This window comes from Duganella sp. Leaf126 (genome assembly GCF_001423125.1).
GTDB lineage: Bacteria > Pseudomonadota > Gammaproteobacteria > Burkholderiales > Burkholderiaceae_D > Rugamonas.
The window spans coordinates 51,748-78,637 of the sequence record NZ_LMNW01000023.1 but is presented as its reverse complement, the minus strand read 5'-3'; the positions used below and the strand labels follow the sequence as shown (position 1 = coordinate 78,637).

Sequence of the window (26,890 nt, the reverse complement as noted above, 5' to 3'; positions counted from 1 at the left end):
ACACGCCCGCTAGCTGCCAGTCGCGCTCAATCGCCATCGGTCGGCAGGGTGCCGGTGCCCCCCACTTCGGCTTCCGGATCGAACATCAGCACCCGGACCTGTTCGTTCTGACCGTCCACGTCCAGGATTCTGACGGTCATGAAGAACGACAGCTCCCACATGCCACGGCCAAGGCCGACATTGAGCGTGTGCTTCCAGTCCTGGGCGATCTCGAGGTAATTGTCTTCGTCGGCCACCACGTGCGGTGCAAAGTCGATCCGCAGCGGCTCGATCGCGCCTGCCGACTGGGTGAACGGCGACGGCGGCGACCATTGGGTGCGCACATGGGGACCGCGCACCGCCACCTGGGGGCGCGTGATCAGCGCGCATTCGAGGATCTGGAACGCGCCGAAGCCGGTGCCTGCAGCGCGGTTGCGCGCGCCGCCGCCGACGATGCGCAGGTGTACTTCATCGCAGGGATGGAAATACAGGGCGTCGGCGTGCACGCCACGGTGCCTGTTGCGCTGTGCAGCGAGGTCGGCTGCCTGCTCGTCCTCGCGGTGGAGAGGGCGCAGCCTGAAGCTCAGCTGGTCGGTTTCCTGGTTGACGTCGAAATGGATGTTCAGGCGCAGCTGGTTCGGTTTTTTATGGGGTTGCCTGATGTCGCTCATCGGGTATTTTCCTCTACGGTGGTGGGGTAACGGGGATCGCGCCGCAGCGCGATCAACTGGGGTTCGGCTTCGAGCAGTCTGGCCGGGTAGCCGGCCCGCAGTGCGCGGCCGATATGCGTGAGCGCGAGTGCGCGCCGGCCCGCCAGCTCGCTGGCGACGGCTGCCCGGAACCGCACGTCGGCGCTGTCGGGCGCGCGGGCCACGCTGCGGGCGATCGCGTCGGCTGCGGCGGCGTCATGCACATGGGCCAGGTACAGTCCCATGCGGCTGAGAAAAGTGGCATCGTCGGGCGAACGTTCCAGCAGCGGCGTCAGCAGGCGGATGGCGCGCTTGTACGCAGCCTGCGCTTCGTCCGCGCGGCCCGGTATCCAGGCCAGCGTATCGGCCAGGTTGGCCCACTTCAGATAATCGCCCGGGCCGCCGCGCGCGGCCGACGCGGCCTGTTCGAACGCGCGCGCCGCACCCGCATAGTCCCCGCGCCGGAACAGGGCGTCGCCGAGGTTGGTGTACAGCTTGCCGCTGGGGCGCAGGCGCAGGCCTTGCTGCAGCATGGCCAGCGCGTCGTCGCTGCGGCCCTGGCGTCCCAGCGCGGCGCTCAGGTTGGCGTAGGCCAGCACGGCGTCCGGCGCCAGCTGCAGGCTGTGGCGAAACGCCTGCTCGGCGCGCACGTAGTCGCCCTGCTGGTAATGCATGGTGCCCTCGAGATCGTAAAACATGCGCTCACCGGGCATGCTGCGCTGAGCCTGCGCCAGCGCGGCGGCCAGCGCGTCGAAGCGGCGCTGGCGCAGCAGCACGTTGAGCTTGGCGTTGAGCGCCGACAGGTCGCGCGGATCGAGCGCCAGCGCGCGGTCGGCGACGGCCAGCGCTTCGGGCGCATGGCCCTGCAACGCCAGCACCCACGCCTGCGCGGCATGGGCCAGCGCCAGCTGGTCGTCGTGCAGCAAGGCTGCCTGCGCGCCGGCTGCTGCGAAGCGCAGCCAGCTTTCATCGCGGCCATCGCCGATGTAGCGCAGGCTGTAGGCCACCGAGGCGCCGGCGGCGGCGCCCGCATGCTGCGGATCGCGTGCCAGGATGGCCTGGAAATGCTGCAAGGCCTGTTCCAGCGCGCCGTCGCGGTCGGCCTGGCCCAGCTGTTCCATGCCGGCTGCCATGGCGGCGGCAGTGGAAAACGGCGCCAGCGTGCGCTGCCATGTTTCCGGTGGCGGCAGCTGCACGGCCGCCAGTGCCACTGCCAGTAACACACCGGCGCCAAGCACGATCGCCAGCGGACGCCGCCAGCGTGCGCGCAGCGAACGCGCCTCGCCGGCGGCGGCCGGCAAGTTGGCCGGTGCAGGCGCGGCCATGGTAGCGCCGGCAGCCGCGGCGGACGCCGACCCGGACGGCGGCGCTGGCGCCCCCTGCGCCGGCTGCTGCTGCTGTTGCGGGGAGGGCGTGTGCGCGGCGCTGGCGACGCCGCGCAACACGGCGATGCGCTCGCGCACGGCCTCCATCGACGCCAGTCGGCTGGCCGGGTCGTGCGCGGTCATCTTGCGCACCAGCTCGACCAGCGAGCGGTCGGTGCTGACCGGGAAAGGCCAGCTGTCGGACGTGGTGTGGACGTGGGCGGCAGCCAGCGCCAGCCCGGTCAGGTTGGCGAACGGCCGCTCGCCGGTGAGCATTTCGTACAGCACCACGCCCAGCGAATAGATGTCGCTGGCGCGAGTGAGCGGGCAAGCCATCAGCCGCTCGGGCGCGGTGTACGCGACCGTGGCAGCGCTGTCCTGCGCTGCGGTCACGTCGGTGGCCAGCGGATCGATCTTGCGTGCCAGCCCGAAGTCGAGGATGCGCACCGCGCCCGACGGCTCGCGCATCAGGTTGGTCGGCTTGATGTCGCCGTGGATCAGACCGGCCCGGTGCGCCTCGGCCATCGCTTCGGCCACCTGATCGACGATCTCGAGCGCCAGCGCCGGCGCCATGCCGCCTGCCGGGAGGCTCGCGCGCAGCGTCGCGCCCGGCACCAGTTCCATCACGATTGCCTGGCTGTGCGCGTGTTCTTCGAACGCGAATACCCGGACAAAGGCGCGGTGCTGCAGCGATGCGGCGCAACGCGCCTCGTCGATCAGCGCGTCGGCCGCGCCATGGCCGCTGGCGACTTTCAGGCACTTGAGCGCCACCTTGCGCTGCAAGGTCGGGTCCCAGGCCTCGAACACGCGGCCGAAGCCGCCTTCACCCAGACTGCGCTCCAGCAAGTAGCGACCAAAACGGTCCAGTGTTGCAGGCGCAGCCTGGTCATCAAGCATGGAAAACTCCTTGGGGCGAACGGCGTGGAGGCGGGATAAGCGAGCTGATCATTATTGGTTGGCAATTGCTTTGTGTCAATTACTAGTTGACTGGCGGTGAGGACGGCACCGTTGTGCGATCAGCCCAGATAAATCTCCGACACCAGCACGGCGTCGCTGCCGGCTGCCATATCCGGCACGACGCCGGCCACGCTGGCGTTCGGCAGCCGATCGATGAGCAGGCGGTCGGCGGCACCGTCTGCGGATGCTCCGCGCGCGTGCAGCTGCAGCCGCTGCGGCGGGTGCTGGCGCATGGCCACCGCCTGTTCGCTGATGAAGGTCAGCGCCGGGCGCCCGTCCGGCAGCGCGCTGGGCCTGCCGTCAATAAAGCTCAGCACGCCGTCGGGATCGACGATCGCCGGGACGCTGCCGGCCGGTAACCGCGCCAGCAGGTCGCCGGGCAGATAGTATTTCCACCGCGTGCGGCGCGCGCCGAAGCGCACCAGGAAGCGCGGGCTCGCGGTCTGTGCCAGTGCGGCCGTGATGGCGGCGCCGTCCAGCACCACCTGGAATGCCGGGTGCGGCGCCGCCAGCGTGCAGTCGTCGTGGGCGGCAATGCGGTGCGGCTCGGTGGCAAGCTGCCAGGCGCTGGCATCGGCCTCGGTGCCGGCATGCAGGCGCCAGTTGCTGCCGCTTTCATGCACGGCGCCCGCGCCCTGGAACAGCAGGCGCGCATGCGCCGCCGGCGGTGCCAGCGCCGTCACCAGCGGGAAGCTGACGCCGGTGCTCCAGGCAAGAAACGCGAGATCGAGCGCAGCGGCAACGGCTGCATCGCCGCTGCGCAGCGCCCGGTGCAGCGACGCCGGGGCGGCCAGCGTCAGGCCGCCCGTGTGGGCTTGGCAGACGATGCCCAGTCGCGCCAGCCGGGCGGCGGTGGCAGCGCATGGCGCGAAGCGGAAACGGTGCATGGCCTGCTCGCCGAAGAAGGCGAGGCGCGCGCTCAGGTGCAGCAGGGGAAGGTAGGCGCTCAAGCTCGGCGGCCGACGCAGTGGTTGAGACGGCTGACGGTGCGGGCATGGCCGGGGAGGGCGCATTTGCCGCCGCCGGGCATGCGGAAGACGGACAGCGCCGACGGCAAATCGCGGCTATCGGTTATGCTAAGTATGTTGCTCGACTGGCGATGCGCATGGCGCGGGCGGTGGTTGGGTTGCTGGGCGGGAGGGATGACGGGGCTGATCACAATCTGTTGCTTTCAAGGTCGATACATCGTTGCGTATGGCCTTAGTAGCAATTGATGTGCCAGCGTGCCGCAGACGCATACATGCGGCCTGACGTCCGTTGACATGTCAACCAATGCTGTCAATTTACATGTCAACGGTTGCCTGACATGGTCCCCGCCGACGCGGCAATCACCAGCGCTGCGCCAAGGCGGTGTCGTATGGGGGGAAGCATTTGCCCTTGGCATAGACTACCATTGGATAGTTGTCGATGATGCTCACGGGAGAGATTACGCTCCCAGATACAAAGACACTTCTGTCATAATCTTCCCTCCCACCATGATTTCAAAATGCGTTGAACATGGGGAAGAGGTTGAGGTATTCGACCTCTACAACGGTGGAGCCGACACAGTTCAAGAAATTTTGAGGAAGAATTCAGATACGCTTTAGCATCTCTTTTTCCTTGGAAAAGTCAGCGTTCGGCTGGGGCTGGCCGTCTCAGATCAGCCAATGGCGGCCGCTTGAATTTTTTGGGAAAAACAATGTCCTTTAGTGCGATATCAATCCACGATGCTACGGTGTCGGCTGTATGCATCAACTGGAAGGCCGCCCGATGCGATATCCGGCTACTCCCAGTTGGTTTGCCACCTCATACGCTCGTGTTTGAAGGATTCACGCATATCGAACTTCCACGACGCGAGAGTTGGGGACCGTCGTCACCAGTCAATAGTTCAGCGGAGTTAAAGGCCGGGCATTTTGAAATAGAACTGCAATCTGGTGATACGCTTCGGATTGAAGCTGCTAATTGGACATATGGGCCGGAAGTTATCTGACAGCAACCGGCCAATAGCTGTCCTTTGCATCGCGTAAATTACTAACTCAGCATGACTGCTCCGCAATCTTTCAAGTCAGGATAGAAGAATGGGTATTTTCGGATTTGGCAAAAAAACGGAGCCAGTAGACCGCTACGTTGGAAAACCGTTCCTCAAGCTCGTCGATTCATTCGTATTGAAATGCATCGGTGAGCTTGACTTATCTCAGGAAGCGATGCTTGTACAAATGACGCCTAAACTGCGAGAGGTCTATTCATCAGGCGGCACATGGGAAGATATCGTAGTAGCCCAGCTTCACTTTCCGCAAAATATTGGTGAGGCCATTCAATCGATGTGGGTCAAAAACCAAAATATCGCCAAACAAAACGGGGTGACACTTACACCAATGCAGTTCGTCGAAATGTTCGTCACGAACAATGTTGAGGCATCGTAGTCAGCAATCGGCCAGTAGCAGACGGACTAGCATTCACGAGAATAATTGAAATGGAGCGAAAATACATTTTACTTACAGTGTTCTGCACTTGGCTTCTCGGCGTATTGATTTATGGATGCGTGGATATCTACAGTACGATGGAAGAGCTACGAGTGAATCCATCTCCAGACCTCTATGCAAACAGCGTTGGATTTCAAATAATCACCTTCGCTGTAAGCAAGGGCATGGCATCATTACTACTCTTGGGGCTCGGACTGATTGCGGGGTTGTCATGGCGCATTGGTGACAAACAGGCCGGTTGACAGCACCCGGCCAAGAGCAGACGTCTTTATTAATTGAACTGAGTTATTTACCCATGAATTCAGATGCGTACAGATTCACGATTGACCGCCAGCTCGATGCAGGAGAGTTCGACCGTTTGCGGACCGAGAACCTGCCGAGTTTACTCGCGCTGAATGCTCGATATACCCCTCACGTTGACGTAGCCAACGCTTTTCCAGTTACTCCAATCTATGTGGATTTTCTGAGAACTCGGTGGCGTCAGGACAAAGAATTTGGCCGCGCGACAGATGACGTGGCGATATCGGGCTTAGGTTTTGCGTTCGGACTGCTTCTCGGTGCGTGCACTCAATTGAAATGGTGCATCGCAAGCGATGCAGACGGAACATTTTTGACTATGGCACGGGCAGAAACTGCTGACTACCACTTGGTTTCCGTGCCGCCTTTCAGCTACGTGGAAAAGCGCCAGCAGGTCGAAAATGCAGAGGTGTTCCGCCACTTTTTTGAACAGATGTCGGCGGACCTTATTGGCTTCGTGCGTCCAAAAAACTGGCTGCTTGAGGACTAGCCGTTAACGGCCATTAGCTGCCGCTCACTGAACTCAATTGGTATAGAAAAATATGGAACTGCAAAAGGGCCAACTTATAGAATTCGATGGCGTACCGGCGGTCATTGTTGGCCTGTCTGGCGACATAGGCGTTCCTGAAGACCATGTAGTACTCTGGTTTGGCAATTCAAACGCTACACGCAAATCGCAGGGCGGTATCGGCGGGATTGTTCCAGAAGTCTGGACCGTACCGGCGAGCCTGTGCGAGCCAGGGGCTGCACCTACATTTAGGCACTAAGTTGGCATCAATCGGCCAAAAGCGGAAGTTCCCGATGTCGTTGCAATGCAATTTAAGGCGACCCTATGATTAGTAAAGAAACTGCCCCGGAGGCTTGGGCTACGCTCATGTACGAGCTGGAAGACGCTCAGGAGCACTTGACCTCGCTGATATCCAAAATGAATAGCGATACTGAATACGACGAGGTGAACCTACGTATCGACCTTGTGCATGTCTTTTCACATCTAAATAGAGCTTGGAACCGGCGAGATGCGTCTGGTGACACAAATGAGGAAAATTGGCAGCGTGACAGTCAGTTTCCTACGGACTTAAAACCAACGTGACCGAGTTCGGCCAAGAGCAGTCAGACAAAAGATGTTGATAATTAGGACAATGGAATAAGAAAGGTAAGCTTTGGAGGATAAGATAATCGTGGTCACTGAGAATGCAGACGCGGAATTTGAAGTAATTCTCGGCAAAGGTTTGGACGAATTTAATGAGCACGCCGCTGGGCTGAGTGATCGACGCACACTCAATGTAATCGTAAAAGACCCCACGAGCAACGAAGTGCTGGGAGGCGCTATTGGAAGAACCTCCTTGGGACTGGCTTTTCTCGACCTTTTCCATTTGCCGAGTTCGCTGCGTGGTTCTGGACTCGGGACAAAAATCCTTAGGGCATTCGAAGACGAGGCTAGAGGTCGGGGATGCAGCGCGGCGGTACTTTACACGATCAGTTTTCAGGCCCCTGGTTTTTATGAAAAAAACGGGTGGGTGAGTTTTGGCGAAATTGCCACCCGGCCCGGTATCAGTCGCGTATTCATGACCAAGAGCCTTTAACGGGCTGACCGCGATTCCAGCATAGAAGGAACCGGCGGCTAAGGACGGAATTCGCATAGACGGCAACCGGCCAACAGCAGACATAGCCATAAAAGGAAAGAAGTAATGGACTGGACACCGATTTCAGAAGTTGACTTATGGGACTTGGTGATTAAGGCAGAGGCCCGTATGTCACCTCAGCTTTCTAAACTCTGGCATGCAATCAAAATCACTCCGCAGAAATGGAGTGAGCAATCGCACGGACTGGTAGGGGGCGGTTTTTGGGTTGTAGCTCTAGTTGGAGAGAATGCCATTTGGTACAACGATATTGAAGAGGGATTCAACCGCTCTTCATATCGACACGTTGGCAAGCTTGATGAATATGTCTGCAACCAAGATGAGCTGGAGGTCGCGGTTCAAGGTGTACTGGCACTCATCGAAGCCGGAATCGACACCACTCCACGCCGTAGCGCGCCCGTTGCTGGAGTCTATCAGCCACATGGCGTTTAACGGCCAAGAGCGGTCGTTAGATTTTCGGATCCGGTCGAGTAATTAACTAGAAAAATTGCTAGGGTAAAAATGGATCATTCAACCGCGCAGAAGCTTATGGATGCCTACGAACGCATTGGTGAGGCTCTCAACGGATCAGATAGCATCATTCGCACACTGCCGGAAGACGAGCGGACTGCGCACTTGCGTGGCCTTGCCGAGATGATGGGACACCTCTGGTTCAAACTTCAACTTCCAGTTGTTCGCGAACACAGAGATCTGGATCCGGATGGCGATCGTTTCCAGAAAAAGCCGAAGCAAGAATGATGAGTATGGCCGCTCTTGGGCGACAACGGCGTCTCGGGGTTGATCATGATGTTTTCGTAACGGCAACATGCTATGCTAGCGCGACCGGCCGAGAACGGCCAAAAGCGGACATTAACAACCTATTCATGATAAAAAAATTCTTTGATAATTTGTTAGAACTAAAACTCAACGATGAGCCTACTGAGGGACAACTAAATTGCATAGGGGTATCAATGGTAGTTCTTGCGAAATCCGTCGAGTTGGATAAGAAAAGGTATCGTAAAGCCATAGATAGTGAGGAGCTTGTGTATCCACTCTATGAGGCTGATTTTGGGCCCTCCTTATATCTCGTCTCCGATGCCGCTGGTGTACAAAGCGCTCCGCATGAACATCAAACCTGGGCCGTTATTGTTGGATTATCGGGTAACGAACTCAACGTAACTTACGAAATTTTCGAATTCCGAACGAAAACGGTGAAGCCGGTTTCAGAAACAGAGGTAAAATCCATGGATTTCATCTGCCTATCAAGCAAAGCAATACACTCTACGTGTGCAGCAGGGCGTGAAGCGACCTATCATTTGCATCTTTACGGGCAGCCATTACATAAACTTCCCTCGTATCAATCGCGTTGTTATAGTGGGGTTTTAGAGAACTAATTGGAGCGATTCCCTTATGCCAGGTACGGTTGAGGCAGCGTGGTCGTCGTCAACAATCGGCCAACAGCGGCCGCTCACGACGTGCTGGAAAATGATATTGGTAATCTGTCGGCTAGTTTTTTGATGAGAGTATGTTACCCGTCGTCCTTCCCCTACTGCAGAGTCGCCGGATTGAGCTGAGACCCATGGTTCATAGCGATGCCTATGAGCTGTTCGATATTTACGGCGATGCATTTGTGATGAAATTTACAGATGAGAAACCGTTCGAAAACTTGGCGACGGTTTCTCTTATGCTCAAGAGTATCAGCAGACTTTTGTTGGAGGGGAAATCCCTGGAGTGGGGTGTTGTAATAAAAGAGACCGGCACGCTAGTGGGTACCTGTGGACTACACAGCTTCAATGCACTTCTCCAATCGGCGGAGGTCGGGTGCATGTTGAAAAGTGCGTGTTGGGGACGTGGTTATATGAAAGAAGCAGTCAGTATTTTGGCCATCTACGCAAAGGACGACCTCAAACTAAAGGAACTCACGGCGGACGTGCATTCCGAGAATGAACGTGCACAACGCATGTTTGCTAACTTGGGATTCCGGCGTGACAGCCCGGAGTTGTGGAGGCTAGGACTGACTTCTCAAAGCTGACGCGAATGTCCGCTTCGGGGCGAAAGCGGACGGTCGATAGGTCCCGACAGACCGCAAATCTTTCATTATTAAAGGCACATCAGCCGAATTCTTTTACTTGTTGTGTCACGCAACAGGCGACGCGGTGAGGGGCCGTCCGATCGGCGATGCTCGGCCACTTCGGCGCTGATCGGCCACATCGGCAACCATGGGCGACAGGCCACTCCCGGGGCGGCAGGCAGCCGGGCAGCGCCCTCGCGCCGCTCACGCGGTGCAGGGCAGCGGCGTCCAGTGCAGCAGTTCTCCGAACCGGACCCGGTACGCCGTCATGATGTCGGCCGGCACCCGGCGGATGTAGTCTTCCGCGGTAACGCGCGCCTCGCCGCGTAACGACGTCAGAAAAGCGATGGCTTCCGCTTCGGTGGGCACCCGGCCATTTTGATGATGAAATTTTGGCGGAATCGCGGTCCAGATCGCGCAGTCGGCATCGTGTGCGGCAAGCCAGTTGCCGATGGTGTCGGACACGGCGTCGTGACGGTCTTGCGCCGCGCCGATGCAGCCGACCCACTCGGGACGATCTGCTGCAATTTTTTCGCGCTGCTGCAGCTGTGCCTTCGCCACGTCGAGGTCGTCGGTTGCCATGCGGGCCCAGTAGGTCGGCACCGGCGCGGCCCCGTTGCACAAGACCAGGGCCAGTTCGTCGCTGTCGTCGCTGTCTCGAGCAAACTCCAGCGGCAGCAAAGGGCCTCCGGCATGCCAGTCGGAAGCCAGTACCAACTGGCCCGGCCGCCAGATCAGGGAACCCCACGCAATACAGATAATCTTCATGATGGAATCGATCAGTGCGGTCTTGCGCCATCGCCCGCGCAAGCCAAAAAAAATGCCCCCAGACTGGCGGGCAAAATTCCAATCCCTGCTTGGAATAGTGAAACTTCCGGGCTGGAAATCAGAGGAGACAAGCTGAGTCTGGTACACAGCTGTCACGAATGCAATGCGAATTCAATTTTCAACGTGGGCTCTCCCACCTAAGCGGACGTTGCCGCCATCCCGAGCCGAAAAAACCGTGCACGCCGCCACGCCTGCCCGAAGCGGTGGCTGCAACCGCGTTGTCCTCGGGTGGCGGCAGCGAAAACAACACCTCTTGGTCAGCGGCAAAATGGCTGGGTTACCTCAGGCCGCCATCAGCGGCAGCGCGAGCGAGAAACGGCAGCCATGGCCGATGCCGTCGCTGTGCACTGTCACGGTACCACCGTGCAGCTGCGCGAGCTGGCGGGTGAGGGCCAGCCCGATGCCCAGGCCGCCCTGTGCCTGCGCTTTCTGGTCTTCCACCTGTTCGAACATGTTAAAGATGCGTTCGAGCGCCGAGGCTTCCAGGCCCACGCCGTTGTCGATCACGCAGATCTCGACTGTTCCATCGCATTGCGTGAGCTGCAGCCCGATGCGGCCGCGCGCGGGCGTATATTTCGACGCATTGTTGAGCAGGTTCGATACCATCTGGGTCACCCGCGTCGGATCGGCCATCACCATGACCGGCTGGTCGATACCGGCGACGTCGAAGTGCTGCCCGCGCGATTCGATCAGCGCAGTGTTGGCCTCGATGCCCAGCTGCAGCGGCGTGCGCAGATCGATGGCGTCGCAGCGCAGCCGGATCTCGCCGCGTTCGACGCGCGCCAGGTCGAGCAGGTCGTCGATCAGCACGACCATGTGATCGATCTGGCGTTCGGCCAGCGCGCGCAGGAACTCCCGTTCCTTCGGATGGTCGCCACGCAGCTTCAATGCCTGCAGCGCGCCACGCACCGGGCCGAGCGGCCCGCGTAGCTCGTGCGCCAGGATCGTCAGGAACTCGGATTTTTTCTGGCTCTCGCGCAGGGCCGCCTCGGCGCGCTCCTGCTCCAGCTGCTGCGCGCGCCTGCGCTCGGTCACATCGAGCGAAATCCCCGACAGCATGGTGGCGCGGCCCTGGTCGTCGCGGTCGCAATTGCCGCGTACGTACATCCAGTGGATCGAGCCGTCCGGCCACACGGCGCGGTAATCGATGCCGAACTCGCCGCCGCTCTCGATGGCATCGGTGACCGCCCGGCGCCAGTGCCCGACATCGTCCGGATGCACCGACGCCGCCAGATCTTCGTACGTAAACGGCGCGGCGGCAGAGCGGCCGTAATTTTCCTTGCACAGCCCCGAACACGCCATCACGCCGCTGCGCAGGTCGATGTCCCAGGTGCCCATCTTGCCGCCGTCGAGGGCCAGCCGCAGCCGCTGCTGGGCGCGGCGCAGTGCGTCGACGTCGTCGCCCGGGCCCACCGGCTGCGGCAGCATGGCGCCGTGGCCGCCCAGGCGCGCTGCGGGTTGCTGGCCGGCGCGCGGGCTGCCTGCCGCCTGGCGCAGGCGGTCGCCGATCGCGGCGCTGGCGTTGGTTTGCTTAGTGTCTTGATTGATGTCTCGATCGGTGTCCGGCAGCCAGTGCGCGGTACCCGCCGAGATCAGTGTCGCACCAGGCAGCTGTGGCTGCGCGCCGCAATGGTCGGCATCCGGAATCGGTGCGCGATGACAGTCTTCATACTTTATCCTGGAAAACGCCGGCTTCGGCTGAAGCGCACGCGTATCCGCCATTATGACGCAGTTTGACGATTGCCGATCAAGACCCTGCAACCGATTGCCGCGCTGGCGTAGCGGCCGGGCTGTGTAAACGGTCTCTGCTGCTGCCTGGCCGCCTCCGTGGCCCGCGCGTGGCGCGCCTGCTGCTGTGCCTGACCGGGCTGACTAGTCTGCGTGGCCCGATGCAGGATGGCGCAGAGCGCGTCCGTGATCTGGCGCAGCAGCTCGAAGCGGTGGCGCGCGGCCGCGCGCTTGCCGGACGCGATTGCCGCCAGGTCCGGCGCTGCCAGCGGCGCGCAGGGCAGCGCGTAGTCGCCGTCGGGGCGCGCCGTCGCGCCGCACTCGCGCCAGAAACCGTCGTAGTCGGCATGGACCTTGCCTTGCCTGATGGCGCGCTGCACGGCGCGGTTGCGGTTACCCACCAGGCAGAGACCCTTGCAGCGGTAGCGCTGGCCAATGGCGCACAGCAGCTTGATCAGCAGGCTTTTCGGCCGCATGCCGTGCAGCGCGCGCGTGGCTTCCCGTACGATGGCGCGCCCGCCGCCGTGACCGTCTCTCGGGCCCTGCAGACAACCGACGCTGATATGGATGCCATCGCCGGTGTCGATCAGCGAAAACGCGCAGGTGGTCACCAGCGCATCGCCATGGAACAGCTGCAGCGCCAGCTCTCCCTCGCGTTCCATCGGCTCGACGGCGCGCAGCACCAGCCGCAGCACAGCGCCGGATTTGCCGGCAACCTGGCCGAGCGTAACGCCGCTGCCGGCCGCCTGCACCACCAATGGCCCCCAGCCCTGCCGCAGGATGCAGTGATAGTGGCCCACCAGCAGCGCTGCGCGCTGGCTGCTGTCGAGCGTGCCGGACAGGTAAGGGCGGAACACCTTGCCGACCAGGCGCGGACGCAGCGCAACGAGCTGGTGGAACAGCGGATCGGAGTTCAGCAGTCCCAGCCAGACGTGGCTGGCGTGGGGATGGATCACGCTGCGCGCCAGCAGCTTGACGTATTCGCGGGCGCGCGCCAGCGCGGTGGAGCCGTGGGCGCCCGAGCGCACGGTGATTGTCGGTGACGATCGAAACATATCCCTGCCTTTTGACGACTACAAAGATCGGCAGGTTAATCTCGGTTCATGCAGATTGGATGGGCGCTGTGTGGAGATCCGGTGGAGATCGCGCCGCCCGCGCTCCGCTACGGGCAGTGCAAGACCACCTCGAAGCTGGCGCCGCCGCGCCGGTTGCGCCGGTAGCTCGCCGCGCCGCCGTGGGCCTCGGCGATGGCGCGCACCACCGCCAGGCCCAGCCCGCTGCCACCGCTGGCGCGGGAGCGCGAATCGTTGCCGCGATTGAAAGCGGCAAACACATTGCCTGCCAGCTCGTCACCGAGGCCGGGACCGTCGTCTTCGACCTGCAGGCGCACGGCGCTGCCGTCGCGCACGGTAGTGACCCGCACGGTGCCCGGCTGTGCATACCGGCGTGCGTTGTCGAGCAAGGCCTGGACGACCTGGCGCACGCGGATGATGTCGCAGACCACCGTGCCCGGGAACAGGTCCGATGTCAGGCGCGATCCGGCCGCGGAAAAGCCCGGCGCGAGCAGTGCCAGCAGGTCCGCCAGTTCGCGCGCCAGGTCCACCGGCGCCCTGCGCAGAGCGAGGTGGCCGCTGTCGGCCAGGCTCAGCACGCGCAGGTCGTCGATCAGCCGCGACAGGTTCTCGACCTGCCCGAGCAGGCTGCGGAACTGTGCTTCATCAGGCACAAACACGCCCTCGGCCAGGCCCTGCAGTCGCCCGCGCAGGATGGTCACCGGGGTGCGCAGCTCGTGGGCGATGGCGGCATTCCAGATGTTGAGTTCGAGCGCCGTGCGCTGCAGGCGCTCGGCCATCGAATTGAAGTCGTCCACCAGCGCGGCCGTTTCGCCCAGCGCACGGTCGCCTGCCAACGCGCGCGCGGCCAGGTCGCCATGGGCCACGCGGCGCACGGCGTCGGCGACGGAATTGAGGGGCGTCAGCAGGCGGCGCGTCAGCCGCGTGGCGAACACCACGGCGATGGCCGCGCTGAGGATGACCATCGCCCCCATGAAGATCCACTCCGACCACTCGGGCGTCCAGTAGTCGGCGCTGTCCGGCTGCGGCGGCGCCGGGTTGTACAGGAACAGCAGGGCGTAAAACGCGTACAGGCAGACCATGACGACCACGCTCACGCCGACCACCACCGTGATCATCGAGCGCAGGATCTGGCCGCCCAGGCCCTGGCGGCGCGTCATTCCGCCGCCATGCGGTAACCGACGCCGCGGATGCTGAACGGCATGCCGACGATGCGGGCGTCCTCGAGTTTGCGGCGCAGCTTGCTGATATGGCTGTCCACCGTGCGCTCGAGGGTATCGCCTTCGGGCAGGCAGGCCGTCAGCAGTTCCGACCGCGCCACCACGCGCTGGGGCGTGCGCGCCAGGTACGCCGCCAGCCGGAACTCGGTCAGCGTCAGCGGCAGGGCCAGCGCGACGCCGTCGATCACGGCGTGGGCCTGGTGCAGGTCGAGGTCGATGCGCAGGGGACCGCATTCCAGGATGCGCGCCTTGTCGGCACTGGCGCGGTTGGCCTGCGTGCGGCGCAGCACGGCGCGCACGCGCGCCACCACCTCCGAGGGATTGAACGGCTTGACGACGTAATCGTCGGCGCCGATGCGCAGTCCCGTCAGCTTGTCGATGTCCTGGTCGTGCGCGGTCAGCATGATCACCGGCGTATCGCCACGGCGCCGCAGCTCGGTGAGCACCTCCCAGCCATCGAGTTCGGGCATCGCCACATCGAGGATGACCAGGTCGGGATTGTGGGCCAGGTGCTGGCGCAAACCCTCGTGGCCATTGGCCGCCGTGGCGGTGCGAAAGCCGTCACGGGCCAGGTAGGCGCGCACGATCTCGACGATTTCCGGTTCGTCTTCGACGATCAGGATCAGGCCCCTGGTGGCGGGAAGCGGCGGCGCGGTGCCGGTAAATAGCGTGGACATGGCAATCGGAATCAGGTGAATGCGGAAAGCGCTCAATGTACCGCATCCGCGCCAGCTGCAAGAAGCACAATTGCGCCGTTTCGGCATCGCACATGCCTATTGTTGCGCTCCACACGATCTCCACACAACCGCCATCGAACCCCCATCGAGCGCCGCTACACTCGCCGGCCAACGATCCACCACCCGATACCGCAGCAGCAATGCTGGCACCGATGATGACGAACCACACGAGACGACCGCCGCCGCGCCGGACCCCAGACGGGGCGCTGTCCCCGGCCACCACCCGGCAACCGGGCGCGCACCGCGTCAACCGGGAGTAACCATATGCCGCAATTTTTCATCAACCGTCCCGTGTTCGCCTGGGTGGTGGCGCTGTTCATCATCCTGGCCGGCCTGATCGCGATTCCGCAGCTGCCGATCGCGCGCTTTCCCTCGATTGCGCCGCCCAGCGTCACCATCACCGCTTCGTATCCGGGCGCTACGCCGCAGACCATGAGCGATTCCGTCATCGGCCTGATCGAGCGGGAACTGTCCAGTGTCAGGAACCTGCTGTACTTCGAGTCGTCCAGCGACGCCAGCGGGTCGGCGTCGATCACGGTCACCTTCAAGCCCGGCACCGACCCGGAGCTGGCCCAGGTCGATGTGCAGAACCGCATCAAGTCGGTGGAAGCACGGCTGCCGCAGGCGGTACGGCAGAACGGCCTGACGGTCGAATCGGCGTCGTCGGGCTTTCTGATGATCGTCAGCCTGAACTCGAAGAGCGGCGACAACGACGAGGTGGCGCTGAGCGACTACATGGCCCGCAACATCGTCGAAGAGCTGCGCCGCATCGACGGCGTCGGCAAGATCCAGCTGTTCGGGTCCGAGCGCGCGATGCGCATCTGGGTCGATCCGGTCCGGCTGATGTCGTACAACCTGTCGATGGGCGACGTCAGCGCGGCGATCGCTGCGCAAAACCTGCAGGTGGCGCCCGGGCGCGCCGGCGACGCCCCGATCCTGGCCGGCCAGCGCGTGACCGTGCCGCTGACGGTGGAAGGGCAGTTGAGCCGCCCCGAACAGTTTGCCGCCATCATCCTGCGCGCCCGTCCCGATGGCGCCAAGGTGGTGCTGTCGGACGTGGCCCGGGTTGAACTGGGGGCGCAGTCGTACGGCAGCATGACCCGCGAAAACGGGCTCACGTCCACCGGCGCGGCCGTGGTGCTGACGCCGGGCGCCAACGCGGTCAGGACAGCGAACGCCGTGCGCGCCCGCATGGCCGAACTGGCGCCGTCGCTGCCGTCGGACATGACCTATTCGATACCGTTCGACACGGCGCCGTTCGTCAAGGTGTCGATCGAAAAAGTCCTCTATTCGCTGCTCGAAGCGATGGTGCTGGTGTTCCTGGTGATGTACCTGTTCCTGCAACAGGTGCGCTACACGCTGATACCGGCCATCGTGGCGCCGATCGCCCTGCTCGGGACGTTTGCGGTGATGCTGTGGGCCGGCTACTCGGTCAATGTGCTGACCATGTTCGGCCTGGTGCTGGCGATCGGCATCATCGTCGACGACGCCATCGTGGTGGTCGAGAATGTCGAACGGCTGATGGTGTCGGAAGGACTGTCGCCGAGGGACGCGACGGCGCGGGCGATGCGGGAAATCACCGGCGCCATCGTCGGCATCACGCTGGTGCTCACCGCCGTGTTCATCCCGATGGCGCTGGCCAGCGGGTCGGTCGGCATCATCTACCGCCAGTTTACGCTGTCGATGGTGGTGGCCATCCTGTTTTCCGCGCTGCTGGCGCTGACGCTGACGCCGGCCCTGTGCGCGACGCTGCTCAAGCCGGTGCCGGCGGGACAGCATGCCAGCCGGGGCGGGTTTTTCGGCTGGTTCAACCGCCAGTTCGCGCGGCTGACCGCCGGCTACGACACGTGGGTCGTGCGCCTGATCCGCCGCAGCGGCCGCGCCATGGCGCTGTACGCGGCGATCGTGGCGGCCCTGGCGTATGCGCTGGCCAGCCTGCCCTCGTCGTTCATGCCGGAGGAAGACCAGGGCTATATCGTCACGTCGGTCCAGCTGCCGTCGGACGCCACTACCGAGCGCACGCTCGACATCGTCAAGCAGCTCGAAGCCCACTTTGCCGGCCGGCCCGGGATCGACAGCAACCAGTCCATCCTCGGCTTCAGCTTTTCCGGCGCCGGCGCCAATGCGGCGATGGCCTTCACCATGCTCAAGGACTGGGACCGGCGCGCCGGCGCCACGGCCGCTGGCGAGGTGGCAGCGGCCGATGCGGCGATGAGTAAGGTGCGCGACGGCAGCGTCTACAGCGTGCTGCCGCCCGCCATCGACGAACTCGGCAACTCGTCCGGCTTCGCCCTGCGCCTGCTCGACCGGGGCAGCCACGGCTTTCCGGCGCTGATGGCAGCGCAGGACCGCCTGCTGGCGCTGGCGGCCGAGAGCGGCATCGTGGCCGACGTGCGCGCCGACGGCCTGCCGCCGGGCACCAGCGTGCGGCTGGTGGTGGACCGGGTCAAGGCGGAAGCGCTCGGGGTCTCGTTTGCCAGCGTCAGCGAGGCGCTGGCCGGCACCATGGGCGCGACCTATGTCAACGACTTCGTCAACAACGGCCGCCTGCAGCAGGTCATCATCCAGGCCGACGCGGCGGCGCGCATGCAGGTGGACGACGTGCTGAAACTGTACGTGCGCAACAGCGCGGGCGGCATGGTGGCCTTGTCGGAACTGGTCACGCCGGTGTGGGTGACCGAGGCGCAGCAGCTGCTCCGTTATAACGGCTATCCGGCCGTGCGCATCACCGGCACCGCCGCGCCGGGCGCCTCGTCGGGCAGCGCGATGGCAGAGATGCAGCGCCTGGCGGCCCAGCTGCCAGCCGGCTTCGCGCTCGAGTGGAGCGGCGCCTCGCTGCAGGAACGCGATGCCGCCAGCCAGGCGCCGATGCTGCTGGCGCTGTCGATGCTGGTGGTGTTCCTGGTGCTGGCGGCGCTGTACGAGAGCTGGTCGATCCCCATCGCGGTGATGCTGGTGGTGCCGCTGGGGCTGATCGGCGCCGTGCTGGCGGTGCTGCTGCGCGACCTGGCAAACGACGTGTTTTTCAAGGTCGGCATGATCACGATGATCGGCCTGTCGGCCAAGAACGCCATCCTGATCGTCGAATTCGCGCGGCAGTTGCGCGACCAGGGCCTGGGGCTGGCCGATGCGGCTGTGCAGGCTGCGCGCCTGCGCCTGCGGCCGATCCTGATGACGTCGCTGGCGTTCGGCCTGGGCGTGGTGCCGCTGATGCTGGCCACCGGCGCCAGCGCCGAAACCCAGCACGCGATCGGCACCGGCGTGTTCGGCGGCATGGTGAGCGCGACCGTGCTGGCGGTGCTGCTGGTACCGGTATTTTTTGCCATGGTACTGGGCGCGGCGGAAACGGTAGCACGCTGGCGCCGGGCGCCAGCGCCGTGACGCCGCCCCGACCGGGCTACGCCGCCTGCGCGGTGCTGGGCACCAGTTCGACGATGTCGTCGTGGTAGTCGGCCACCGCGGTACGGTGGGCAACGCTGATGATGGCGCTGTCGGGCAGCTCGGCGATCAGCGCCTCGTACAGCCTGGCCTCGGTGGCCGGGTCGAGCGCACTGGTGGCTTCATCGAGGAAGACGAAGTCGGGCCGCTGCAGCAGCACCCGGGCAAACGCGACGCGCTGCTGCTCGCCACCGGACAGCAGTTGCTGCCAGTTGTCGCGCGTGTTGAGCGACGTGATGCGGCCGGCCAGGCCGCAGGTCTGCAGCACGCGGCGGCAGGTGGCGTCGTCGAACTGGTCGGGCATCAGCGGGTAGCACATGGCTGCCTTGAAGGTGCCGCTGGGCAGGTAGCTGCGCTGGGGCAGGAACATGATGCGCGCCGCCGCCGGCAGGGTCACCGTGCCGCTGCCATGCAGCCACAGGCCGGCCAGCGTGCGCAGCAGGGTGCTCTTGCCGGTCCCCGACGGGCCGCGCACCAGCGTGCGGCTGCCTGCCGCCAGGCGCAGCGGCGCCACGTCGGCCAGCGGTTCGCCCTGCGGCGTGCGCAGCTCCAGCACGCTGCTCTCGATGCTGTCCTGGCGCGCGTGCACCACCGTAAAACCGTTCGGCCGGGCATGGGCCTTGTTGATCGCCCACGAAAAATCGCGCAGCCGGTTGGCCAGCGCCAGCCACATCGCAAAACTCTTGTACGATTCCTGGAAATAGCCGAGCGATGCGCTGAGCTGGCCGAAGGCGCCCACGGCCTGGGTCACGCCGCCCATCGTGATCTCGCCGGCAAAATAGCGCGGCAGTGCGGTCAGCGTGGGCAGCACGGCAAACAGGTGGCCGTACACGGTCCGGGTCATTTCGAGCTTGGCGTTGCGCACCACGGTGGCCAGCACGTTGTCGCGGATCTTGGCGAAGCGGCGGCGCAGGCGCTGCAGTTCGTTGGCGGCGCCACCGTAGAAGGCGATCTGCACGGCGTTTTCGCGCACCTGCATGGCGCCGTACCGGTAGTCCGCCTCGACGGTCTGGCGCTTCATGCCGAGCACGATCAGGCGCTTGCCGACCCAGTGCACCAGCAGCAGGTAGGCAAAGTTGTACAGCAGCGCGACATAGACCATGTAGCCGGGGATGCGCACGGTCCAGTCGCCGACGGGCACCGTCAGCGTGCCGGACAGGTTCCACAGCACGATGGTGAAGGCCACGATGTTGACCATCACGTTGATCATGTTGGAAATGTTGACCACGCTGCTATTGGCGAACAGCCTGACATCTTCCGCAATGTGCTGGTCGGCATTCGAGAGCGCGCCTTCGGGATCGAGATCGCAGTAGGCGTGCGAGCTGAACCATCGTTCCAGGAAATAGTTGCTGAGCCAGGTACGCCAGTCGAGGTCGATCAGGTCGATCAGCGCCGTGCGCACCACGCCCAGCGCACCGACCAGCAGGCCGACACCGATCGTCAGCCAGATCACTTTTTTCAGCTCACCCCACTTGCGTGCAAGCAAGGCGTCGGTCAGCTCGCCGGTCAGCTCGTTGGCGCGCACATACAGCCACGCCGAGCCGAGCGAGATCGCCAGCCACAGCAGCACCAGCAGCCAGGCGCGCCAGCGCTTGCGCGAGCCCCAGTAAGGGGCGAACAGGTGCATCAGGCCGGGGCGACCGGCCTCCTTGGGAGATGAAGGCGCCGGCGCGGCGCTCAGGGGCGACGTGTTCGACAAGGGCCGCCCGCCATCAGTTGCCCGGGCGGCGCGCTGGGAAACGCCGCAGATTTAACAGAAATAAACGTGCCATGGGATGCGAATGTCAAAATAATTTTGTGTCCAGTTACCGGCTGTTGCGTTGCATCATAGCGTCAAAATAGTAACGTTGGCAAAGAAGCAGCGCAACCGTGCGCGCCCATGGCGGAGCCGCCACAGCGTCCGGCGACCCGGCCGGCTACGCTCACCGTTGCCGAATACCAATGACAAAGGCCTGCGTGGCGAACCAGCGCAGGCCTTCGTCAGCGGCATCAGAGCGTTAGCGCACGCGGTTATTTACCCGGTTTGAGCACGACCTTGGTCCAGCCTTTTTCGCGCTTGTCGAACTTGTCGTAGGCTTTCGGCGCTTCGTCCAGCGCCAGCTCGTGCGAGATGATGGTGGACGGTTTGGCCTTGCCGACGTGGATCAGGTTGGCCAGCTGGCGGTTGTAGTGCTTGACGTTGGCCTGGCCGGTGCCGATCTTTTGTCCCTTGAACCAGAAATTACCGAAATCGAAAGCGAGCTTGCCTTCCTTGGCCAGGTCGTCCTTAGCGCCCGGATCTTCGGGCAGGAACACGCCGACCACGCCGATGCCGCCGGTGGGCTTGACCGCCTTGACCAGGTTGTTCATGGTGAGATTCGGCACTTCCTTGCCGTGGCGGTCGCAGCACTGGTAACCGACGCATTCGCAGCCGCGGTCGGTGCCCTTGCCGTCGGTCAAGTCCAGCACCTGCTGCACGCCGGCCTCACCGATGTCGCTGATGCCGACCGCGCCCAGCTTTTCGGCCAGCGCCAGGCGGTCCTTGTGTTCATCGACAACGAAGACCTGGCTGGCGCCCTTGATGAAGGCCGACATCGTGGCCATCAGGCCGACCGGGCCGGCGCCGTAGATCACGACCGTCTCGCCCGGCTTGACGCCGGCCAGCTCGGTGGCGTGGTAGCCGGTGGGCAGGATGTCGGAAAGCATCACGTAATCGTTTTCTTTTTCCTTGGCATCCTCGGGCAGCACCAGGCAGTTGTAATCGGCGAACGGCACCCGCAGCAGTTCGGCCTGGCCGCCGCTGTAAGGCCCCATGCCGGCGAACCCGTACGCCGCGCCGGCCGTGCCGGGATTGGCGGTCAGGCAGAAGCCGGAATAGCCGCGCTCGCAATTTTCGCAGAAGCCGCAGCCGATGTTAAACGGCAGGCAGACCATGTCGCCGACCTTGACGCGGTACACGGCGTTGCCGACCTCGATCACTTCGCCGAGGTTTTCGTGGCCGAGGATGCGCCCGGTTTCCATGCTGGTGCGGCCTTCGTACATGTGCAGGTCGGACCCGCAGATATTGGTGGTGGTGATGCGCACCAGCACGTCGGTGGGCTTGACGATTTTCGCGTCGGGGACTTGCTTGACCTGGACATCGCAGGGACCGTTGTAGACAAGTGCTTTCATGGCTTCCTTTGCTTGGGCGGAGGTGGCGGTGGGTGTCGACATGACGTTGACAGAAAATCCAGTGTGCGCCGCAGCGCGCCCATGCACTGTTAGTGCACTAACAGTGCAGACTAAAAGTGCGTGATCGGCGCGGCGAGACAGGCAGTCACTACAAGCCTCGCTTCATGCTATTGCGCAAAAATTATTTCCTAGCGGCGGCTTAACGCAGTTTTAACGCCCGCTGCGGCACACTGCAATTTTTCCACTCGCCAAATCGGCCGACCCTCGATGACACCAGCGCGCACTTTCCTGCCTTTTTCCCGCCCCGTCATCGACGAGGCAACCATCGCGGCCGTGGCCGACGTGCTGCGCTCCGGCTGGATCACCAGCGGTCCGCAGGTAAAGTCGTTCGAGGCCAGGCTGTCCGAGTATGTCGGCGGCCGTCCGGTGCTGACCTTCAATTCCGGCACCAGCACCATGGAAATTGCGCTGCGAGTGGCCGGCATCGGTCCCGGCGACGAAGTGATCACCACGCCGATCTCGTGGCCGGCCACTGCCAACGTGATCCTGGCCGTGGGCGCCACGCCGGTGTTTGCCGATATCGACCCGGTCACGCGCAATATCGACCTCGACCGGCTGGAAGCGGCCATCACGCCGCGCACGCGCATGCTGCTGCCGGTGCACCTGTCGGGACTGCCGGTGGACATGGACCGCCTGTACGAGATCGCCGCGCGCCACGGCTTGCGGGTGCTGGAAGACGCCGCCCAGGCGTTCGGATCGCGCTGGCGCGGCCGCCACATCGGCGAATTCGGCGACCTGGTGTCGTTCAGTTTTCAGGCCAATAAGAATCTGACCACGGGCGAGGGCGGCTGCCTGGTGCTCAACAATGCCGAGGAGGCCGCGCTGGCCGCCAAGTACCGGCTGCAGGGTGTCACCCGCAGCGGCATCGATGGCATCGATGTCGATGTGCTGGGCGGCAAACACAACATGAGCGACATCATGGCCGCCATCGGCCTCGGCCAGTTGGCGCAGATCGCGTCGTTCACCGCCCACCGGCGCGCGCTGGCGCGGCATTATTTCACCTGCCTCGGCGCCGATTTCGAGGCGGTCACCGGCGCCCAGTTGCCGCTTGCCGATTTCGAGCACAGCAACTGGCATCTGTTCCAGATCGTCCTGCCGGACCGTGGCCCGGGCACGCGCGCGGCTTTCATGGAAGCGATGGCGGCGCAGCAGATCGGCACCGGTTTCCATTACGCGGCGATACACCTGCTCAGCCTGTATCGTGCGCGCGGCTTCGGCGAGGGCATGTTCCCGGTCGCGGAACGGGTGGGCCGCCTGACAGTCACGCTGCCCATGTTTAACGACATGATCCACGCCGATGTCGAGCGGGTGGCCACTGCCGTCAAGGCCATCCTCGGCAGCGCCGGTGCCCAGCGATGACAGCGGCGCTCCATCCACGGCAGTCCGCGCTGCCCACCGGGGCCCCGGTTCCGGCCCCGGGCCCGGTCCCGGTTGCAGACGCCGCGCTGCACCGGTCGCGGCGCCTGCTGTGGGTGCTGCTCGGACTGTTCATCGTGGTGACCCTGTATGCGCTCGGCGTGCGCACGCTGGTGCCGCCGGACGAGGGCCGCTATGCCGAAATCGGCCGCGAGATGTTCGCCAGCGGCGACTGGATCACCACGCGCCTGAACGGCATCAAGTATTTCGAGAAGCCGCCGCTGCAGGCGTGGATGAATGCGCTGACCTACAGCGTGTTCGGACTCGGCGAGTGGCAGGCGCGCCTGTGGACGGGCGTGTGCGGCATCTTCGGCGTGCTGATGACGGCGTGGGCCGGCCGCACGGTGTTTTCGCCACGGACAGGCTGGTATGCGGGACTGGTGCTGGCGTCGAGCCTGTACTGGGTCGCTGCCGGCCAGATCAACTCGCTGGACATGAGCCTGGCGGCCATGATGACCGCCAGCCTGGCCGGCCTCCTGATCGCCCAGCGCGATGCGGCAAGCGCGGCAGAGCGGCGCAACTGGATGCTGGTCACCTGGGCCGCGATGGCGCTGGCCATGCTGACCAAGGGGCTGGTCGGCATCGTCCTGCCCGGCGCCGTGCTGGTGCTGTACACGCTGGCCAGCCGCGACTGGCGCATCTGGCAGCGGCTGCACCTGGGCAAGGGCTTGCTGCTGTTCTTCGCCATTGCCGCGCCGTGGTTCGTGCTGGTTGCCCAGCGCAATCCCGAGCAGCCGTACTTCTTCTTCATCCACGAACATTTCGAGCGCTTCCTGACGCCCGGCCACCGGCGCGAAGGCGCCTGGTATTACTTCCTCGTGCTGCTGCTGCCGGGCATGTTGCCCTGGCTGGGCTTCCTGCCGCAAAGCCTGCTGGCCGGGCGGCGCCAGCAGGGCGCGCGCAAACCACGGTTCCAGCCGCGGCTGCTGCTGCTGATCTGGCTGGTGTTCATCATGGTGTTTTTCAGCGCCTCCAGTTCCAAGCTGCCCGGCTACATCGTGCCGGTGTTTCCGGCACTGGCGCTGCTGACTGCCGTGGCGCTCGACACGGTCGGCCGGCGCCAGCAACTGGTGGGTAGCGGCCTGCTGTGCCTGATAGGTGGCTTGCTGGCGGCAGCGATGCCGCTGGCCATCCATGGCACCGCCCGCCACGCTGCCGAGCTGCAGAAATTGCGCGACTACCAGCCGTGGGTGCTGGCGGCCGGGTGCATTTTGCTGACCGGTGGCGCCGCAGCGTGCGCGCTGGCGCACAAGAAGCGCAGCGAAGCGGGCGTGCTGGCCATCGCCGTGTCCGGCTTCGTGGCCACCCACCTGCTGCTGGCCGGCTTCGAGGTGTTCGGCCGCGACCGCGCCGGCATCGACCTGCTGCCGGCCATCACGGCCGAAATCACGCCCGCCACCACGGTGTATTCGGTGGGCACCTATGAACAGTCGCTGACGTTCTACCTGCGCCGTCCGGTGATCCTGGTCGATTACTGGGACGAATTCACGTTCGGACTGGAACAGGAGCCGCACCGCTCGCTGCCCCGGTTCGAGGATTTCATCGCCGCCTGGCGGCGCGATGCCGGCGCCGGCGTGGCCGACCTGGCCATCGTCAGCCCCGGGCGCTATGCCGACCTGCAGCAGCAGGGCGTGGCCATGCGCGTGGTGGCGCGCGACCAGCGCCGCATCGTCGTGTCGAACCAGTTAGTGCAACCCCAGACCATGAGACAGCAACCATGATCAGCAATAGCAGCAATAGCAGCAATAGCAGCAATAGCAGCAATAGCAGCAGAACCGGCAGCAACAACATTAAGCCAGGCAAGCGCAGCGGCGACCGTGCGCGCGCAGCGAAGGCAGGAGCGCATCATGCCTGAATTGTCCATCATTATCCCCGTGTACAACGAGCAGAACGGTTTGCCCGCCCTGTTTGCGCGCCTGTATCCGGCGCTCGACGCGCTGGTGACCGGGATCAACGCTACCTACGAAATCCTGTTCGTCAACGATGGCAGCCGCGACCAGTCGGTGGCGCTGCTGGCGGCGCAGTTCCGCCAGCGGCCCGACGTCACGCGCGTGATCGTCTTCAACGGCAACTACGGCCAGCACATGGCCATCCTGGCCGGCTTTGCCGCCGCGCGCGGCCAGATCATGGTCACGCTCGACGCCGACCTGCAAAACCCGCCCGAGGAAATCGGCAAGCTGGTGGCGCTGGCGCGCGAAGGCCACGACTACGTGGGCTCGATCCGGCGCGCGCGCCAGGATTCGGCCTGGCGCACGATCGCCTCCAAGACCATGAACCGGCTGCGCGAACGGATCACCAGCATCCGCATCACCGACCAGGGCAATATGCTGCGCGCCTATGGCCGCAACGTCATCGACCTGGTCAACCAGTGCGCCGAAGTGAATACCTTCGTGCCGGCGCTCGCCTATACCTTTGCCCGCAGCCCGGTCGAGGTGGTGGTCGAGCACGAGGAACGCGCGGCCGGGGAATCGAAGTATTCGCTCTACAGCCTGGTGCGGCTCAATTTCGACCTGGTGACGGGGTTCTCGCTGGTGCCGCTGCAGATGTTTTCGATGCTGGGCATGGCGCTGTCGGCCGGCGCCGGCCTGCTGGTGGCGGTGCTGCTGGCGCGGCGCCTGCTGCTCGGTGCCGAGGCGGAAGGCGTGTTCACCCTGTTCGCGCTGGTGTTCTTCCTGATGGGCGTGATCCTGTTCGGCATCGGCCTGCTCGGCGAGTACATCGGCCGCATCTACCAGCAGGTGCGGGCGCGCCCGCGCTGGGTGGTGCAGACCGTGCTCGAAGACGAGGCGGCGCTCAACACCGGCACCGCGGCCGCGCAGCCGACGCTGGTGGGCCTGCCCAAGGATCCGCGCGAGGTGGCGCGATGAGCGCGCCGACGTTGCGCCGGCGCGCGGTCGTCTTCGCCTACCACGACGTGGGCGTGCGCTGCCTGCAGGTGTTGCTGGCGGGCGGTGTCGAGGTGGCGCTGGTGCTCACCCATGACGACGACAGCCAGGAGAACATCTGGTACGGCTCGGTGCGCGCGCTGTGCCGCGAGCATGGCCTGCCGGTGGCCGTGTATGCAGACCCGGGCGATCCGGCGCTGCTGGCGGCGGTCCAGGCTGCGCGCCCCGACCTGATCTTCAGCTTTTATTACCGGCGCATGCTGCCGGCCAGCGTGCTGGCGGTGGCGCCGGCCTACAACATGCATGGCTCGCTGCTGCCGCAGTTTCGCGGCCGCGCGCCGGTCAACTGGGCCGTGCTGCACGGCGCCACGCAGACCGGCGCCACGCTGCACGAGATGACGGTCAAGCCCGACGCCGGCGCCATCGTGGCGCAGACCGCCGTCCCCATCCTGCCCGACGATACCGCCCACCAGGTCTTCGGCAAGGTGACGGTGGCAGCCGAACAGACGCTGTGGTCGGTGCTGCCGGCGCTGCTGGACGGCAGCGCGCCGCGCCGCGCGAACGACCTGCGGCTGGGCAGCTACTTCGGTGGCCGCACGCCGGCCGATGGCCTGATCGACTGGCAGCGCGATGCGCAGACCGTGTACAACCTGCACCGCGCGGTGGCGCCGCCGTACCCGGGCGCCTTTACCCGCATCGGCGACCGTGTGCTGACCCTGGTGCACGCGCGCCTGCATCCGGCGCCGGCGCCGGGCCTGGCACCGGGCCTGGCCGTGCTCGACGGCGCCATCGTCGGCGTGTGCGGCGACGGCCGCATGCTGGCGATTGCCGCCCTGCGCGACGGCGATACCGATGTCAGCGCCGAAATGCTTGAGAAGTTGTTGTCCTGAAGTCTGTCCTTTCCCTGAATCGAACGA

At 64.1% G+C, this 26,890-nt stretch carries 24 protein-coding genes; 14 read left to right on the top strand and 10 right to left on the bottom strand.

Going from position 1 to position 26,890, the window contains the following annotated elements:
* Positions 1-26 precede the first annotated feature (26 nt).
* The 3 genes from ASF61_RS11560 to ASF61_RS11550 form a co-directional block, all read right to left on the bottom strand.
* Positions 27-650: a hypothetical protein gene (locus ASF61_RS11560; protein ID WP_056155748.1), complete on the bottom strand. Its 624-nt coding sequence runs from the start codon at positions 648-650 to the stop codon at positions 27-29.
* Positions 647-2,929, bottom strand: a complete 2,283-nt coding sequence (locus ASF61_RS11555; protein WP_082491542.1) for a serine/threonine-protein kinase — start codon at positions 2,927-2,929, stop codon at positions 647-649. Before ASF61_RS11555 ends, ASF61_RS11560 begins: the two co-directional genes overlap by 4 nt.
* Positions 2,930-3,048: 119 nt before the next feature.
* Complete coding sequence (locus tag ASF61_RS11550; protein ID WP_056155740.1) at positions 3,049-3,939, bottom strand: hypothetical protein; 891 nt, start codon at positions 3,937-3,939, stop codon at positions 3,049-3,051.
* A gap of 312 nt (positions 3,940-4,251) precedes the next feature.
* Here ASF61_RS11550 and ASF61_RS22780 point away from each other — a divergent pair, with 312 nt between their 5' ends.
* The 9 genes from ASF61_RS22780 (at position 4,252) to ASF61_RS11535 (ending at position 9,399) form a co-directional block, all read left to right on the top strand.
* Complete coding sequence (locus ASF61_RS22780; protein ID WP_082491540.1) at positions 4,252-4,575, top strand: DUF3806 domain-containing protein; 324 nt, start codon at positions 4,252-4,254, stop codon at positions 4,573-4,575.
* A gap of 471 nt (positions 4,576-5,046) precedes the next feature.
* Entirely contained in the window at positions 5,047-5,391 is a 345-nt protein-coding gene (locus tag ASF61_RS11545) for a hypothetical protein (RefSeq protein ID WP_056155737.1), read from the top strand.
* Between the two features lie 355 nt (positions 5,392-5,746).
* Complete coding sequence (locus ASF61_RS23335) at positions 5,747-6,238, top strand: hypothetical protein (RefSeq protein ID WP_141749561.1); 492 nt, start codon at positions 5,747-5,749, stop codon at positions 6,236-6,238.
* Between the two features lie 342 nt (positions 6,239-6,580).
* Positions 6,581-6,838, top strand: a complete 258-nt coding sequence (locus ASF61_RS23330; protein ID WP_156369569.1) for a hypothetical protein — start codon at positions 6,581-6,583, stop codon at positions 6,836-6,838.
* Positions 6,839-6,908: 70 nt separating this feature from the next.
* Positions 6,909-7,331 (top strand): GNAT family N-acetyltransferase, encoded by a 423-nt coding sequence (locus ASF61_RS22770; RefSeq protein ID WP_082491536.1) that lies wholly within the window; start codon positions 6,909-6,911, stop codon positions 7,329-7,331.
* Between the two features lie 105 nt (positions 7,332-7,436).
* A complete protein-coding gene (locus ASF61_RS22765; protein WP_082491534.1) occupies positions 7,437-7,820 on the top strand; it encodes a hypothetical protein in 384 nt (127 codons plus the stop codon).
* A 96-nt stretch (positions 7,821-7,916) separates the two neighbouring features.
* On the top strand, positions 7,917-8,126 hold the full coding sequence (locus ASF61_RS11540) for a hypothetical protein (protein WP_156369568.1): 210 nt from the start codon (positions 7,917-7,919) through the stop codon (positions 8,124-8,126).
* A complete protein-coding gene (locus tag ASF61_RS23325; protein ID WP_156369567.1) occupies positions 8,123-8,761 on the top strand; it encodes a hypothetical protein in 639 nt (212 codons plus the stop codon). The genes ASF61_RS11540 and ASF61_RS23325 overlap by 4 nt, the downstream gene beginning before the upstream one ends.
* Before the next feature lie 131 nt (positions 8,762-8,892).
* A complete protein-coding gene (locus tag ASF61_RS11535) occupies positions 8,893-9,399 on the top strand; it encodes a GNAT family N-acetyltransferase (RefSeq protein ID WP_056155731.1) in 507 nt (168 codons plus the stop codon).
* Positions 9,400-9,642: 243 nt separating this feature from the next.
* Here ASF61_RS11535 and ASF61_RS11530 read toward each other — a convergent pair whose 3' ends face one another.
* The 5 genes from ASF61_RS11530 to ASF61_RS11510 all read right to left on the bottom strand — a co-directional run bounded on the left by ASF61_RS11530 (position 9,643) and on the right by ASF61_RS11510 (position 14,964).
* Positions 9,643-10,206, bottom strand: coding sequence for a hypothetical protein (locus tag ASF61_RS11530; RefSeq protein WP_156369566.1), 564 nt, complete (start codon positions 10,204-10,206; stop codon positions 9,643-9,645).
* Positions 10,207-10,548: 342 nt separating this feature from the next.
* Positions 10,549-11,988, bottom strand: a complete 1,440-nt coding sequence (locus ASF61_RS11525) for a sensor histidine kinase KdpD (RefSeq protein ID WP_056155725.1) — start codon at positions 11,986-11,988, stop codon at positions 10,549-10,551.
* Entirely contained in the window at positions 11,988-13,049 is a 1,062-nt protein-coding gene (locus tag ASF61_RS11520) for a DUF535 family protein (protein WP_082491532.1), read from the bottom strand. The genes ASF61_RS11525 and ASF61_RS11520 overlap by 1 nt, the downstream gene beginning before the upstream one ends.
* 107 nt (positions 13,050-13,156) lie before the next feature.
* On the bottom strand, positions 13,157-14,227 hold the full coding sequence (locus ASF61_RS24385; protein WP_056155718.1) for an ATP-binding protein: 1,071 nt from the start codon (positions 14,225-14,227) through the stop codon (positions 13,157-13,159).
* Positions 14,224-14,964: a response regulator gene (locus ASF61_RS11510; RefSeq protein WP_056156560.1), complete on the bottom strand. Its 741-nt coding sequence runs from the start codon at positions 14,962-14,964 to the stop codon at positions 14,224-14,226. Before ASF61_RS11510 ends, ASF61_RS24385 begins: the two co-directional genes overlap by 4 nt.
* A 324-nt stretch (positions 14,965-15,288) precedes the next feature.
* On the opposite strand from ASF61_RS11510, the gene ASF61_RS11505 reads away from it, so the two are divergent.
* Positions 15,289-18,405 carry a multidrug efflux RND transporter permease subunit gene (locus ASF61_RS11505; protein WP_056155715.1) on the top strand — a complete coding sequence of 1,039 codons (3,117 nt, stop codon included), beginning with the start codon at positions 15,289-15,291 and terminating at the stop codon, positions 18,403-18,405.
* A 16-nt stretch (positions 18,406-18,421) separates the two neighbouring features.
* Here ASF61_RS11505 and ASF61_RS11500 read toward each other — a convergent pair whose 3' ends face one another.
* Together ASF61_RS11500 and ASF61_RS11495 are read right to left on the bottom strand one after the other, a co-directional pair.
* Positions 18,422-20,161, bottom strand: coding sequence for an ABC transporter ATP-binding protein/permease (locus ASF61_RS11500; RefSeq protein ID WP_156369565.1), 1,740 nt, complete (start codon positions 20,159-20,161; stop codon positions 18,422-18,424).
* Positions 20,162-20,472: 311 nt separating this feature from the next.
* Positions 20,473-21,612: a glutathione-independent formaldehyde dehydrogenase gene (locus ASF61_RS11495; RefSeq protein WP_056155709.1), complete on the bottom strand. Its 1,140-nt coding sequence runs from the start codon at positions 21,610-21,612 to the stop codon at positions 20,473-20,475.
* Positions 21,613-21,879: 267 nt separating this feature from the next.
* Between ASF61_RS11495 and ASF61_RS11490 the strand changes: the two genes are divergently transcribed.
* The 4 genes from ASF61_RS11490 to ASF61_RS11475 all read left to right on the top strand — a co-directional run bounded on the left by ASF61_RS11490 (position 21,880) and on the right by ASF61_RS11475 (position 26,863).
* Positions 21,880-23,031: a DegT/DnrJ/EryC1/StrS aminotransferase family protein gene (locus tag ASF61_RS11490; protein WP_056155705.1), complete on the top strand. Its 1,152-nt coding sequence runs from the start codon at positions 21,880-21,882 to the stop codon at positions 23,029-23,031.
* Complete coding sequence (locus tag ASF61_RS11485; protein ID WP_082491530.1) at positions 23,028-24,809, top strand: glycosyltransferase family 39 protein; 1,782 nt, start codon at positions 23,028-23,030, stop codon at positions 24,807-24,809. The genes ASF61_RS11490 and ASF61_RS11485 overlap by 4 nt, the downstream gene beginning before the upstream one ends.
* A 126-nt stretch (positions 24,810-24,935) precedes the next feature.
* Positions 24,936-25,955, top strand: a complete 1,020-nt coding sequence (locus ASF61_RS11480; protein ID WP_056155702.1) for a glycosyltransferase — start codon at positions 24,936-24,938, stop codon at positions 25,953-25,955.
* Positions 25,952-26,863: a formyltransferase gene (locus tag ASF61_RS11475; RefSeq protein ID WP_056155699.1), complete on the top strand. Its 912-nt coding sequence runs from the start codon at positions 25,952-25,954 to the stop codon at positions 26,861-26,863. The genes ASF61_RS11480 and ASF61_RS11475 overlap by 4 nt, the downstream gene beginning before the upstream one ends.
* The last annotated feature ends 27 nt before the right edge of the window (positions 26,864-26,890 follow it).